Annotated in this window: 8 protein-coding genes; 4 read left to right on the top strand and 4 right to left on the bottom strand. The window is 59.1% G+C overall.

Features of this window, described 5'->3' with window-relative positions; all coding sequences use genetic code 11:
• The first annotated feature begins 53 nt into the window (after positions 1–53).
• Positions 54–1,544, top strand: a complete 1,491-nt coding sequence (locus tag G364_RS0101180; protein ID WP_051089243.1) for a Na+/H+ antiporter NhaC family protein — start codon at positions 54–56, stop codon at positions 1,542–1,544.
• Between the two features lie 26 nt (positions 1,545–1,570).
• Here G364_RS0101180 and G364_RS0101175 read toward each other — a convergent pair whose 3' ends face one another.
• The 4 genes from G364_RS0101175 to G364_RS0101155 form a co-directional block, all read right to left on the bottom strand.
• Positions 1,571–3,313 carry a putative bifunctional diguanylate cyclase/phosphodiesterase gene (locus tag G364_RS0101175; protein WP_019933312.1) on the bottom strand — a complete coding sequence of 581 codons (1,743 nt, stop codon included), beginning with the start codon at positions 3,311–3,313 and terminating at the stop codon, positions 1,571–1,573.
• A complete protein-coding gene (locus tag G364_RS0101170) occupies positions 3,310–5,946 on the bottom strand; it encodes an ATP-binding protein (protein WP_019933311.1) in 2,637 nt (878 codons plus the stop codon). Before G364_RS0101170 ends, G364_RS0101175 begins: the two co-directional genes overlap by 4 nt.
• Before the next feature lie 213 nt (positions 5,947–6,159).
• Positions 6,160–7,155 carry a cytochrome d ubiquinol oxidase subunit II gene (gene cydB / locus G364_RS0101160; RefSeq protein ID WP_019933309.1) on the bottom strand — a complete coding sequence of 332 codons (996 nt, stop codon included), beginning with the start codon at positions 7,153–7,155 and terminating at the stop codon, positions 6,160–6,162.
• A gap of 1 nt (position 7,156) precedes the next feature.
• The gene (locus G364_RS0101155) at positions 7,157–8,563 is read right to left on the bottom strand and encodes a cytochrome ubiquinol oxidase subunit I (protein ID WP_019933308.1); all 1,407 of its coding nucleotides are present in this window, start codon (positions 8,561–8,563) and stop codon (positions 7,157–7,159) included.
• A gap of 291 nt (positions 8,564–8,854) precedes the next feature.
• Here G364_RS0101155 and G364_RS0101150 point away from each other — a divergent pair, with 291 nt between their 5' ends.
• The 3 genes from G364_RS0101150 to G364_RS0101140 all read left to right on the top strand — a co-directional run bounded on the left by G364_RS0101150 (position 8,855) and on the right by G364_RS0101140 (position 13,851).
• Positions 8,855–10,723, top strand: a complete 1,869-nt coding sequence (locus G364_RS0101150) for a sensor histidine kinase (protein WP_019933307.1) — start codon at positions 8,855–8,857, stop codon at positions 10,721–10,723.
• On the top strand, positions 10,720–12,093 hold the full coding sequence (locus G364_RS0101145) for a sigma-54-dependent transcriptional regulator (protein ID WP_019933306.1): 1,374 nt from the start codon (positions 10,720–10,722) through the stop codon (positions 12,091–12,093). The genes G364_RS0101150 and G364_RS0101145 overlap by 4 nt, the downstream gene beginning before the upstream one ends.
• 135 nt (positions 12,094–12,228) lie before the next feature.
• A complete protein-coding gene (locus tag G364_RS0101140; RefSeq protein WP_019933305.1) occupies positions 12,229–13,851 on the top strand; it encodes a methyl-accepting chemotaxis protein in 1,623 nt (540 codons plus the stop codon).
• Positions 13,852–13,988 lie beyond the last annotated feature (137 nt).

The raw sequence follows: 13,988 nt of genomic DNA, 5'->3' as shown, positions 1-13,988 counted from the left end.
CGGAACATATCTGAAGAGCGCCCCAAGGTGCCGACCTCACGACCAGAAGGAAAATGATGATGGAACATCCCGACACCCTTGCAATGACCCCCAGTGTAAAATGGCCACCACTCTGGCGTGGCCTGGCGGTGGCCAGCCTTGCTGCCATGGTCTTTGCCTGGCTGGGCTTTACCCATGAACAAGGCAGTGACTATGGCGCGCTCAGCTTGTTGCCTGCCGCCCTGGTGATCACCATGGCGGTCATCACCCGTAAAACCGTGGAGTCTTTGCTGGCAGGCAGCCTGCTGGGGCTCTTGCTGATCAACCCGGGCGATTTGATCAGTCCGCTGGCAGACGTGACCCTGGCGGTGATGATGGATGAAACCATCGCCTGGCTTATTCTGGTCTGCGGCATGATGGGCGGCCTGATTAACCTGCTGGCCCGGGGCGGCGGCGTGCACAGCTTTGGTGCTGTCATGACCCGCATTATCAAAACCCCGAAAAGCGCCATGGCCGGCACAGTGGGCCTGGGGCTGGTGGTGTTTATTGACGACTACCTCAACTCGCTGGCGGTGTCGTCCTCCATGAAGCGCATTACCGACAGCTTTAATATCTCCCGGGAAAAACTGGCCTACATAGTCGACTCCACCGCCGCGCCCATCTGCATTCTGGTGCCGGTCTCTACCTGGGCGGTGTTTTTTGCCTCGCTGCTGGAAGACTCGGGCGCAGCAGAAGGCGGCAAGGGCATGTCGCTCTATGTCGCCAGCATTCCTTACATGCTGTACGGCTGGGCCGCGCTGGCGGTAGTGGCGCTGGTGGCAGCACGCAAACTGCCGGATCTGGGTGCCATGAAAAAGGCCGAAGCCCGGGCCAGAGCCGGCCAGCCGGTGCCGGAAGGCTGGCACGATGAAGTCACCGCCGAGCCCGCCAACGCCGTGCCCGGCTGGCTGGGACTGACCAACTTTCTGCTGCCCATGGTGGTGCTGGTGCTGGCGAGCGTGTATTACGACATTGATCTGCTCAAAGGCGTACTGGTGGCACTGGGCGTTACCATGGTGCTGTATTCGGTACAGCGGCTGCTGTCGTTTCAGCAGCAGGTGGATGCCACCCTGGACGGCTTCAAGGTCATGCTGTATCCGCTGGCCACCGTCTGTGCCGGTTTTATTCTGAAAGAAGTGAATGATCAGCTGGGCATGACCCGCTACATCATCGATACGGTCACACCGCTGATCACACCGGCGCTGCTGCCTGCCATCGTGTTTCTGGTGATGGCAGCGGTGGTATTCAGCACGGCATCAAGCTGGGGCGTGTTTGTGATTTCGCTGCCCATCGTCGTGCCTCTGGGCCAGGCCATGAACGTGCCCATGCCGCTGGTGGTGGGCGCCCTGCTGTCGGCCTCGGCCTTTGGCAGCCACGCCTGCTTTTTCAGTGACTCCACCGTGCTCTCGGCTCAGGGGGCCGGTTGCGACACCATGGATCACGCCATGACCCAGCTGCCCTACGCCCTGATTGGCGGTGCCATCACGCTCGCTGCCCTGCTGGCCGCCGGCTTCTGGATGATGTAACGCTGAGCTGAAAGCCTGTCGCCTTTTTACCCGTTCTGGCTCTGGCAATACTCAATAAAGGCGTCGGGTTTAAGCGGGGGTGAATACCAGTAGCCCTGCACCAGGGTACACCCCATGGCTTTCAGCAACGCGATATGCTCGGGGCGCTCCGCCCCTTCTGCCACTGTCTGGCAGCCCAGAATACGGGCCATCTGGATCACTGCCTGAGCCAGGCCGCGAACCTGTGAATCGCGGTCCATACCATCCACAAAGGCCCGGTCTATTTTCAGTACCGACACCGGCATGGTCTTAAGGTAAGCCAGAGACGAATAACCGGTACCAAAATCATCAATGGCAATGCCTATGCCTGCCGCCGCCAGCTGATTAAGCTGTATCAGCGCCAGCTCCATATTCTGCATCAGCCCCGACTCGGTCACTTCAATTTCTATTGCGGCCGGGGGCAGCCGGCTTTTGGCAAGGCGAGAGATCAGGCTGTCGGCAAAGCCCGGCTGCATCAGTTGCAGCGCAGCCACGTTGACCGCCACGCGAAAGTCCGGCGGCACCACCCCCTGATCCAGCCACTGCTCAAGCTGTGTGATGGCAGTATCAATCACCCAGTCGCCCAGCCGCAAAATATCACCGCTGCTCTCGGCAATGGGAATAAAATCGGCCGGCGAAACAAAACCAAATTCGGGGCTGATCCAGCGTAACAGGGCCTCGGCCCCGACCACACGCTCATCATGCAGCGCGACCTTGGGCTGATATAACAAAAACAGCTCACCCTGCTCAGCAGCCGTGCGCATGGCCTGACGATAACGGCTCAGGATCAGCAGCCGCTGCTCCAGCGCAGGCTCAAAACACTGCCACTCACCGGCCTTTTGCGGCAGCGCAATGGCTGCCTGCCGGATCAAATGCTCGGCACTGTCGTAAACCATGGCGCTGTGACTGACGCCAAGCCGGCAATCCAGATGCAGCAGCAACTGCTCTACTTCCACCCCCTGAGCAAGGCTGTGCAGCAGGGCACCGGCATGATGAGCAATAGCGGCGCTGTCAGGCGCATCAAAGCCAAGCACCAGCCACTCGCTGCTGCTCCAGGGGCCAAACACCCACTCCGGCCCGCTCAGCAATGCCTGCAAACGGGCACTCAGTGCCCGGCTCAGAGTTTCTGCCACACGCAAACCGTGCAGCCGGGCAATATCATCCAGGCCGTCAAGGGCCACAAAATACAGCACCACATCATGCCCGTCCCGTCGCTGCAGCTGCTCCAGCAAACCACGCCGGTTCAGCCGGCCGGTAACCGGATCGCTGATCGCCTGCCGGTGCAGCTCACTGGTGCGCTGACGCACCTCGTCTTCCAGACAGGCCGCTCTGACGCTGCGCTCACGCAACAAAAAATGAGACTCCAGGGTATTACGAATGCGCTGCATCACCTCAGGATGATCAAACGGCTTGTTCAGAAAATCCCGCGCGCCCAGGCCCAGCGCCTGCAGCCGGGTCTGAGCATCGGTCTGGGCACTGAGCACAATCACCGGCGGTGCCCGCTCGCCCCATTCACTGTGCAGCCATTCCAGTATCTGATAGCCGTTCAGGTGTGGCATACGAATATCCAGCAACAGCAGATCTACCGTCTGCTGCTTCATGAGCTGGGCCAGCCGGCGCGGATCCGTTTCACCACGCACCTGACGGTAGCCTTCATCTTCCAGCAGACACAGCAGCAGCTCAACGTTTACCGGGTTGTCATCAAGCACCAGAATATGAGCATCGCCATGCTCGGGAGCAGCAGCAGTCATGAATGCTCTCCGGTCAGTTCAGTCAGCAGGGTCAGCAACCGGGCCATGTCCACCGGCTTGGTAAGATACTCCCTGAAACCGGCCTGATTTGCCTGACGCACTTGTGCCGGCATGGCGTTGGCAGACAACGCCACCACCGGCACAGCACGGGTACGCGGATGACGCCCCAGCAACCGGGTGGCATCAATGCCGTTCATGCCCGGCAAATGAATATCCATCAGGATCAGATCCGGCGGGCTGGCACAGGCCATTTCAAACGCCAGCTCGGCTGAATGCACACAGACCAGCTCAAAGCCGTCGAGATCCTCAAAAAAATCGCACAGCAGCCGCTGATTAGCCGGATTATCTTCCACATACAGCACCCGTCTAAGCGTGGTGGCCGCCGCTTCACCACCGGGCAGCACAGCGGCAGCCGGCTTTGGCTGCGCCGGCCCGGCCAGCGGCAGGCAGAACCAGAACTCGCATCCCTGCCCCGGCACACTGTTCACTCCTATCTTTCCCTGCATCTGTTCAATAATGCTTTTGGTCAGGGCCAGGCCGACACCGGTTCCTTCAATCACGCCATTCTCGGCCCCCAGCCGGTTAAAAGGCTGAAACAGCTGATCCAGCTTGTCTGCAGCAATGCCCGGGCCGGTATCCCGTACCGAAATACGCAGCTGTTGCTGCTCTGCATGACAGCCGATATGCACCTGCCCCTGCGGGCGGTTATATTTAATGGCGTTGGAAATAAGGTTAATCAGTACCTGTTTGAGCCGGGTGTAATCGGCGGTCACAGTGCAGCAGCGGGCGGTCTGCGCCAGCAGCTGAACATGATGCTGCCGGGCCACCGGAGAGAGAATGTCGCACACCTCCCGCACCACATCCGCCATGTCGATGGGCTCAAACGACATATCAATGCGGCCGGCTTCAATACGCGCCAGATCAAGCACCTCATTAATCAGCTTCAGCAAGTGGTTGCCGCTTTTATAAATCTGCTCCACCTGACGCAGCTGACGTTCTGCCAGTGGTGCCCGCCGGTTATTCTGCAGCAGCTGGGCAAAGCCCATAATGGCATTTAGCGGTGTGCGCAGCTCATGACTCATGGACGACAAAAATTCGGTCTTGGCCCGGCTGGCACGCTCGGCTTCATCCCGGGCCTGCCGCAACTGCTCGGTGACGGCTTCCCGCTCGTTAAGCTGACGGTAAAGGTTGATCAGCAGTGCACAGGTCGAGGTAAAGGGCTCCAGCCAGGCCACCAGCTCCCGGCTGTAATCGGCGCGGCCATTGGCAATGGCAAACATGCCAATCACTTCACCCTCATTAAAAATGGGCACGCCCAGATAGTTGTGCAGAGGCGGATGCCCGGGCGGAAAACCGCCCCGGCGCTCATCGTCATTCATGCGGTTGCTGAGCACGGTTTTGCCGCCGGCAAACACCTGGCCGAGCATACTGTGAGGATTGGTCAGCAGTATTTCTCCGGCCTGCAGCTTGAGCATCAGCTGGCGGGACTCCTCACTCCAGGATAAGTCAGTAATGGCGTGCACCTTCAGCGCCGGCGCGTTTTCCGCCGTCAGCACCTCACCGATAAGAGAATATTCACTGCCGGTAAGATCCCGCAGCGCTTCCTGTAAAAAGGCCCACAGACGGTTGCCCGACATCAGCGCATGATAATCGGTCAGCCCCTTGTGCAGCACACTCAGCAAACGCTGCTGTCGCTCCAGCAGCAAGGCTGACTGCTGCTCACGCAGCTCGGCCTGCTGCATCTCACTGAGATCGGTCAGAATGCCGATAAATTCAGGCTCATTATGTTCATCGGGGCGCGACTCGCCCACCGCCAGATGCACCGGCACCTGATGGCCGTTCCGGTGCAGCGCTGCTACCTTACGGCCCTTGCCAATCACCCTTGCCTCTCCGCCGTCAATGTAGTGACGCAGATATTGCCCGTGATGTTCCGCCCACTGTGCCGGCATCAGCCGGCTGACATTCTGCCCCAGCAGCTCATGGCGCTGATAACCAAGCATACTCAGGGCATAGTCATTAATTTCCTGAATCCGGCCGCTGCCGTCGATGCGCACTATGCCTGCCGCCGCTCCCTGAATAACCGCCTGATAACGGGCCAGCCGGCTGGCACTGAGCTGCCCTTGCTGCTGCAGCCGTTGCCGCTTCCAGCTCAGGCGCAGCAAAGCCCGGGCCTGGCCGGCAAGCAATTCCAGCTGATGCTGCTCATTCACGCTCAGCTCACGGGGCCGGGTATCCAGCACCGCCAGCACCCCCACCACCAGCCCCTCTTCAAGATAGAGCGGCACGCCCGCATAAAAACGCAGTCCGGGCTCACCGGTTACCAGAGGGTTACCGGCAAAACGTACATCCCGGGTAGCATCGGTCACGGTCAGGGCGGTGCCGCCAGACACCACCCAGTTGCAAAAAGCAATATCACGGGGAGTTTCCTGCAGCGCCAGCCCGCGGCGAGCACGAAACCACTGGCGTTTTTCATCCAGCAGCGACACCACCGCCATGGGGGTGTCAAGGCACAGACAGGCCAGCTCTACCAGCTGTTCAAATTCAGGATCCGGCGGCGTATCAAGCAAATGCAACTGATGCAGACTGTCGAGCCGGTGCAGTTCATTCGCGGGCAGGGGGGCTTTATGGTTCATGTTTGATATCCCGGGCTGACTTCTTGCAGGCACATAATAGTGAGTGCATCTTAACCTGCGCCCCAAACAAAAACGACCCGTACGGGTCGTTTGTTATGCTCAGTGCCGGCTAGATTCCCAGCAGCCACCTCAGGGCCATGCCCACCACAGTAAGCACTGCCACCCCGGCAAGATAAAGGCCGGCAAACCACAGCCAGCTTTTCTTGCCGGCCATCAGTAACCTTCCTCAAAGTCTTCTACCTTGCCCGAGAAGATGCGGTAACCCCACAGGGTATAGGCACAGATCAGCGGCAGAAAAATAAGCACCCCCGGCAGCAGGAACTTAAGGCTGGTATCAGGCGCACTGGCCTGGGCAAAGGTCAGCTGATGGGGAATAAGATAAGGGAACAGGCTCACCACCAGCCCCGCAAAGCCCATCACAAACAGGCCGCAGGCCAGCCAGAACGGCCGGGTTTCATGGGGTTTACCGTCAAGATCCCGGTACAGCAGCACACCCAGCAGCGCACTCAGCAGCGGCAGCGGAGACAGCCACAACAGGTTAAGGCCGTCAAACCAGCGAGCGCTCACTTCCTCGTTGGCCAGCACCATCCACAGGCTCAGCACCAGCAGTATGGCCATAATCATGATCACCAGCCTGCGTCCCAGATGCGCCGCCCGGGCCAGCATTTGCCCGCGGCTTTTCAGCACCAGATAACAACAGGCCAGCAGCGCATAAGCCACCATCAGTGCAAAACCGGTAAAAATGCTGAACGGGCTGAGCCAGGCCAGGGCGCTCAGCTCGGCGGGTGCGGCGTCTACGCCCTGCACCACAGAGCCCAGAATGGCCCCCTGACAAAAGGTGGCTACCGTAGAGCCCAGCCAGAACGACTTGTCCCACCAGGGCTTGGAGCGGTTGGATTTAAAGCGGTACTCAAAGGCCACCCCACGAAATATCAGGCCAATCAGCATAATAATAATGGGGGTATACAAGGTAGACAGCACCCCCGCATAAGCGGCGGGAAAAGCCGCAAACAGCACCACACCGCCAAATACCAGCCAGGTTTCGTTACCGTCCCACACATGGGAAATAGAGCGCATCATATGATCCCGCTCGTTTTCGCTGCGAAACCAGGGATACACAATGCCCAGGCCCAGATCAAAGCCGTCCAGCACCACATACATGAGTACGGCAAAGCCCAGCAGCAAATAATAAAACAGCGCCAGATCCATATCAGTTCTCCACCACGTCACGTTGCAGTTTCTTCACCCACTCCAGGGCAAAGCCGGGGGCATTTACGCCTATCATGTGCTGCTCCAGGCGCGCCATATCCGGCGGCCCCTTGCGTATCAGCTTGGCCATAAAATAGAGATACACGCAAAACAGCAGGCTGTAGGTCAATACAAACAGGGTCAGCGAGAACAGAATACGCTCCGGCGGCAACGGCGACACCACATCCATGGTGCGCACCAGACCATGCACCAGCCAGGGCTGACGGCCCACCTCGGCCACATACCAGCCGGCCAGGGTAGAAATCACGCCAGAGGGAATCATCAGCATCATCAGCCACTGAAAGGGCCGGCTCTGAAAGTTGCCATTGCTGCGGCGCAGCCACAGGCCCCACAAGGCGGCCACTATCATCAGCACACCCAGCCCCACCATAATGCGGAACGAAAAGAACACCAGCGGCACATGGGGTCTGTCTTCGGCGGCCACCGACTTGAGCCCCTGCAGCTCGCCGTCGGCATCATGAGTGAGGATCAAGGACGCCAGCTTGGGAATTTTAATCTCAAAGTGGTTGGTCTCGGCTTCCATATCGGGCCAGGCAAACAGCAGCAAGGGCGCGCCGGTTTCGGTCTCGGGCCAGATGCCCTCCATGGCCGCCAGTTTAATGGGCTGATGCTCTTTTACATTCAAACCGTGAAAATCACCCACCACCGCCTGCACCGGAGCCAGCAGCAGCGCCGCCCACAGCGCCATGGACAGGCCCTTGCGGCCAAAGGCCAGATCCCGCTTTTTAAACAGATACCAGGCACTGACACCACCAATCACAAAAGTGGCGGTCAGCATGGATGCCAGCAGCATATGAGACAGCCGGTAAGGCATGGACGGGTTAAAAATCACCTCCATCCAGCTGGCCACCTCAAAACGACCATCTACCAGCTCATAGCCGGCCGGCGTCTGCATCCAGGAGTTGGCCACAATAATCCAGAAGGCCGAGATCCAGGTGCCCACCGCTACCACACAGGTGGCAAAAAAGTGCAGTTTTTCCCCTACCCGCTGCCAGCCAAACAGCATAATACCGAGAAACCCCGCTTCCAGAAAGAAGGCGGTCAGCACTTCATAAGCCATTAACGGCCCCAGCACGGCACCGGTAATTTCGGAGAAGCGGGAAAAGTTGGTCCCGAATTCATAAGACAGCACTATGCCGCTTACCACCCCCATGCCAAAGGTGATGGCAAAGGGTTTAATCCAGAACTTGGCTAATTGAAAGTAAACCGGATTGCGGGTTTTCAGCCAGAGCCCTTCCCAGATGGCAATGGCCGTGGCCAGACCAATGGTAATGGCAGGAAAAATAATGTGAAAACTGACAGTAAACGCGAACTGTATTCGCGACAGTATGGCGGCATCAAGCTCCATGGATCCTCCTTATCGGACCAGCTGGCGGCGAACCAGTGCAGGCAGGCCCGCCATAAGAAGAACGATAACAATAGCGGAAAATTCCATTATCAGGGTGATCAGGTTCATGGTTATATTGCTCACTCGTTAGTCTGGTTACCCTTAACTAGCACAAACCATGCCACTCCCTCAGCAACTCAGCCTCTCCTTGTTCTGAGTCAAAAAAGCGCGCAAAATTTGTATTAACCGACAACAAGGTTTACAGTTTTTCGCGCCCCAAGTGTCAACCTTATTTACACCGGACTTGCTGTTATGCCACTGGAATTTGCCTTTGAACTCATGATGATGCTCACCAGTGGCTGTGCCCTGCTGGTGTCGGCCTGGCTGTTCTGGCGGGCCCGCCGCCAGCGCAGCATGAAGGCCCTGGCCGGCTTTGGCGTTATGATGGCGCTCTGGTGTGCCGGCCATGTGGCGGTGTTTTATGGCTGGTACACCACCGGCATGGCGCTGATCCTGGCCAACCCGCTCATGCCCACCTTTTTTCTCGACTTTGCCATTGGCTTTGTTAACCAGGGGCCGGCCCGGCGCGTCTGGCTGAGCCGGCTGGCGCGCTTTCGCGGTCTGCTTTATGTCACCGCCGTGCTGGTCAGCCTCGGCACCCTGTGGCTGGGGGGCGGCAGCATTATCGCCTTTGGCCCCTTTGAGCATTATTTTGTGTTTCGCGGCAGTGGCTGGTTCAACATTGGCTATACCATTTTTATCGGCATGCTGGCCCATGCGCTGCTGCTGTGGGGGTTTATACGCCAGCAGGGCAACCGCCGCCGCTCCATTGCCGCCATGTTTGCCGCTGGTGCCTGGGGCCTGCTGCTGGCCACCAGTTTTATCTTTCCGTCACTGGGGCTCTACTGGTATCCCTGGCCCATGCTGCTGTTGCCAAGCTATGTGCTGCTGCTGGTCTACGGGGTGGTGCGCTATCAGATGCTGGAGGTCAATGCCTGGGCCAACCGCGCCCTGCTGTGGATTTTAATGACGGCTCTGCTGCTGGGGCTGATGGCGCTGTTCAGCGCCATGGCCGGCCAGCTGGGCATGCAGGCGCTGGCGGCGGTGCCGCAGTGGCAGCTGTGGCTGTATTCGTTGCTGCTGCTGATGCTGGCGCTGGCCCTGTACCGCCCGGTCAGTGCCCTGGTGGAGCGGTTAATTTATCCGGGCAGCCGGCTTGACGAGCAGCTGCTCGACACCTGGCTGGCACAGTTAAGAGACACCGACAGCTGGCACTCGCTGGCCCGGGAAGCCGAGCAGCTGCTGGCCCGGCAAATGGGTCAGCCGGTGACCGTGCGGCTGCTCACCACAGCTCCCCGCTTTGAGCCCGGCCCGGGGCTGGAGCTGTGGTGCCTGCATCATAAGCAAGACTGGCAGTTCCGGCTTAAGGGCTTTGATGATGTCACACCGGGCATGCGTCTTACCGCCGAAGTGTTCGGCTCCTTGCTGGCCACCCGCTGTGGCCTGCTGGAACGCTCGCTGCAGCTGGCCGAAGCCGAGCGCAAGCGGGTATCAGAGCAGCATCTGGTAGAGCTGGGCGGTCTGTCAGCGGCCATGGCCCATGAGCTGCGCAACCCGCTTAATATTATTTCCATGGCCACTGCCGGCCTGGAAGCCGAGCGCAAAGCCATGATTCAGGATCAGCTCAAACGCGCCGACCGGCTGATAGTAGACATGCTGGCCTATTCCGGTCAGCTGCATATTCAGCCCAGAGCCGTGCCGCTGCTGCCGCTGCTGCACAGCCTCAGGCCCCAGTTCGACTGGCAAGACGTGCAGCTTGAGCTGACGCTGCCCGATGACTATCAGGTGTTTGCCGATCCTTACCGCCTGCAGCAAGTGCTGACCAACCTGCTGGATAACGCCCTGTCGTTTGTGCGCAACCAGCCGGATGGCCGCATTGTGCTGGCGGCCGGCACGTCGGCGGGCGAGCTGTGGCTGCATAACAACGGCCCGGCCATTCCCCCCGATATGCAGGCCAGACTGTTCCGGCCTTTTGTCAGCCACCGTCCCGGCGGCAGCGGTCTGGGGCTGGCCATAGTGCAGCGCATTATGGAGGCCCACGGCGGTCATATTCAGTTTGATAACAACGCCGGCTGGCCGGTGAGCTTTATGCTTTATTTTCCCGAGGAGCCCGCATCATGAGCAACGCCCGCATTGTGGTAATTGACGACGAACCCGCCTTTCGCACCCTGAGCAGCCAATGGCTGCAGGCTGAGGGCTATGAAGTGCACACAGGGGCCAGCCTGGATGATCTGCGTGAGCTGCTCACCAGGGTGGATGCCGACTTGATCCTGCTGGATCTTTCTATGCCGCCAGCCTTTGATCCGCGCCAGACGCTGGCCGCGCTGCCGGAATTTACCGACAGACCGGTGATCATTCTGACCGGTCACGGCGAGCGCGAACTGGCACTGGAAGCCCTGCGCCAGGGAGCCTGGGATCTGCTGGCCAAACCCATGGATCCGGATCTGCTGGCAGTGGTGATCCGCCGGGCCATTACCAAGCATCAGCTGGTGCGCGAACTCAACAGCCTGAAAACCCGCATCAGCAAACAGCACCCCATTACCACCCTGATTGGGGCTTCACCGGCCATGAACAACACACGGGCGCTGGTCAGCCGCATTGCTCCCACCGATGTACGGGTGCTGGTCACCGGCCCGTCCGGCACCGGCAAGGAAGTGATCTCCCGCGCCATTCATGATCTCAGCAGCCGGGCTCATGGCCCTTTTATTTCCGTGCACTGCGGGGCCATTCCTGCCGAGCTGCTGGAAAGCGAGCTGTTCGGCCATACCAAAGGGGCCTTTACCGGGGCCGATCGCAACAAGGCCGGCCTGCTCAAGCTGGCCGACGGCGGCACCTTGTTTCTGGATGAAATTGGCGATATGCCCCTGGCTATGCAGGTAAAACTGCTGAGAGTACTGCAGGAAGGCAGCTTTTATCCGGTGGGCGGGCGTGAGCTTGAAACCATTAACGTCCGGCTTATTTCCGCCACTAACGCCAGCCTGCCCGATAAAGTGGCCAGCGGCGAATTCCGGGAAGACTTGTTCTACCGCATCAAGGGCGTGACCATAGAAACCCAGGCACTGGATCAGCGCCCGGAAGACATTCCGCTGCTGATCAGCCACTTTCTGGAACTACAGGCCCAGGGCAGCGGCCGGCCACCGCTGCACCCCGACACCGCCGCCTTTAACTGGTTTATTCAGCGGCGCTGGCCGGGCAATGTGCGCGAGCTGAAAAGCACCCTGGACAGCGTGGCGGCCATTGCGCAGGGCGGGGTTATCACCCTGGACGACATTGCCCTCTTGTATCCGGATGCCAGAAACAGCAGCCCGTTTTCGGTGCTTCCCGCCGGCGACACTCTTGATGCCCAGGTGCGGGCACTGGAAATCACCCTGATCACCAACGCCCTGGCCAGCCACGACAACAACCGCACTCACGCCGCCCAGGCGCTGGGCCTGTCCCGCCAGGGGCTGCTGAAGAAAATAGAAAGATACGGCCTGCAGACGCCGGGTTAAGGTTTACTCAGAGCTGTATTCAAGTTCCCTATGAAACCATTTTGGTGCCTATACTGCCTTTATTGATCCTTCGCAAAAAGACAGTGCAACAGCACTGTCATGATGCGCGCCATTATCAAATAAAGAGGCAACACCATGCTGAGAAAACTGAAAATTGGCCCCCGTTCGGTTCTGTCGTTCAGCGCCCTGGGTCTTGTTACCCTGCTGCTCGGGTTAACCGCCATACTGCAATTCAGCCGTGTAGGCGATGAAGTCAACATCATGGCCGACCGGCGCATTCCCGCCGCCATCAAGGTGGGTGAAATACGCCGGGATTTTCTGTTAATCCGGCTTTACACCCTTAACGCCCTCTATGCCGACACGCCCCAGCGCCGCCAGAATGCCCTTTCCCGGCTGCAGGAGCTGGAGTCCAGTTTTCAAAGCAATATGCAGGAAATGAGCAGTTATATCGAGTCGGAAACAGGCAGCCGGCTGATGGCCGATATCAGCGCCAGCAAAGAAAAATATGATCAGCTGCAACAACGGCTTATTGGCATGATCAACGCCGGCCAGCTGGAGCTGGCAGAGCAGTTCCGTTATCAGGACTTTGACGGCACCGGACTGCAGGTTACCAATTATCTGAATGAGCTGGGCGCAGATCAGAGAACCCGGGCCAACACCGCCGCCGCCGTCACCAATAACATGATTTCTTCATCCAGCACCATTATGGTGGTCGCCATTCTGGTGGCCATTGCCCTGGTGATAGTGCTGGCCCTGTTGTTCAGCCGCAGCCTGCTGCTGCCCATTCGCAAGGCGGTAGAGGTCAGCCGCACCATCGCATCCGGCAACCTCACCAGCCAGTTTAATGACGATGCCAACGACGAAGCCGGCGACATGATTCGTGCCCTGCGGGACATGCAGCAACGGCTCAAGCAGACCATAGTGGAAATTAATGACTCATCCAACCAGCTGGCCTCCACCGCCGAAGAGCTCAATGTGGTCACGGATCAGTCTACCCGCACCCTGCAGCAACAAAGCGATGAACTGGAGCAGGCCGCCACCGCCGTTAACGAAATGACCTCTGCCGTGGAAGAAGTGGCCCGCAATGCCGCCGCTACCTCACAGAACTCAGACACCGCCGACGACAAGGCCCGCATTGGCCGCGACAAGGTTTCTCACACCATTAATACGGTGGCAGAGCTGGAGCAGGAAATTACCAATACCCGCCATGGGGTAGAAAGCCTGGCAACCCGGGTGCGCGACATTGGCACCGTGCTGGATGTGATCCGCGGCATTGCCGAGCAAACCAACCTGCTGGCGCTGAACGCCGCCATTGAAGCCGCCCGGGCCGGTGAGTCGGGCCGCGGCTTTGCCGTGGTGGCCGACGAAGTACGCGCACTGGCGCACCGCACTCAGGACTCCACCAAAGAAATTGAGGCCATGATGCACGCCATTCAGGGCGAAACCAACGACACGGTAAACGCCATTCAGGTCAGCACCGAGCGCAGCGCCCAGACCCGGCAAATTGCACTGGAAGCCGGCGAAGCCCTGGAGCTGATTGCCGAAGCCATTATGCAGATAAACGAACAAAACCAGACCATTGCCAGCGCCGCCGAAGAGCAGGCCTCGGTCTCGCGGGAAGTAGACCGCAACCTGGTCAATATTCGGGATCTGTCGGTGCAAACAGCAGCCGGAGCCAACCAGACCAACGCCTCCAGCAATGATCTGGCCCGCCTGGCCGAACAACTCAACCAACTGGTGAAAAAGTTTCAGGTTTAAAGAGATAGGGAGTGGGGCACATAGATTCCCTCCCCTTTTTAAGGGGAGGGCCAGGGTGGGGTTTGCTTCACCCCCTCCCTGCCTCCCCCTTAAAAAAGGGGGAGGAGATCTTCACACATCCCTGCTCACTACCCTGC

This window comes from Oceanimonas smirnovii ATCC BAA-899 (assembly GCF_000381965.1).
GTDB lineage: Bacteria > Pseudomonadota > Gammaproteobacteria > Enterobacterales > Aeromonadaceae > Oceanimonas > Oceanimonas smirnovii.
This window is presented reverse-complemented; position numbering and strand designations above follow the sequence as displayed.

Coding starts and splice junctions, on each gene's coding strand:
- G364_RS0101140 (WP_019933305.1), top strand. CDS start 12,229: ATGCTGAGAAAACTGAAAATTGGCCCCCGTTCGGTTCTGTCGTTCAGC.
- G364_RS0101155 (WP_019933308.1), bottom strand. CDS start 8,563: ATGGAGCTTGATGCCGCCATACTGTCGCGAATACAGTTCGCGTTTACT.
- G364_RS0101150 (WP_019933307.1), top strand. CDS start 8,855: ATGCCACTGGAATTTGCCTTTGAACTCATGATGATGCTCACCAGTGGC.
- G364_RS0101170 (WP_019933311.1), bottom strand. CDS start 5,946: ATGAACCATAAAGCCCCCCTGCCCGCGAATGAACTGCACCGGCTCGAC.
- cydB (WP_019933309.1), bottom strand. CDS start 7,155: ATGGATCTGGCGCTGTTTTATTATTTGCTGCTGGGCTTTGCCGTACTC.
- G364_RS0101175 (WP_019933312.1), bottom strand. CDS start 3,313: ATGACTGCTGCTGCTCCCGAGCATGGCGATGCTCATATTCTGGTGCTT.
- G364_RS0101145 (WP_019933306.1), top strand. CDS start 10,720: ATGAGCAACGCCCGCATTGTGGTAATTGACGACGAACCCGCCTTTCGC.
- G364_RS0101180 (WP_051089243.1), top strand. CDS start 54: ATGATGATGGAACATCCCGACACCCTTGCAATGACCCCCAGTGTAAAA.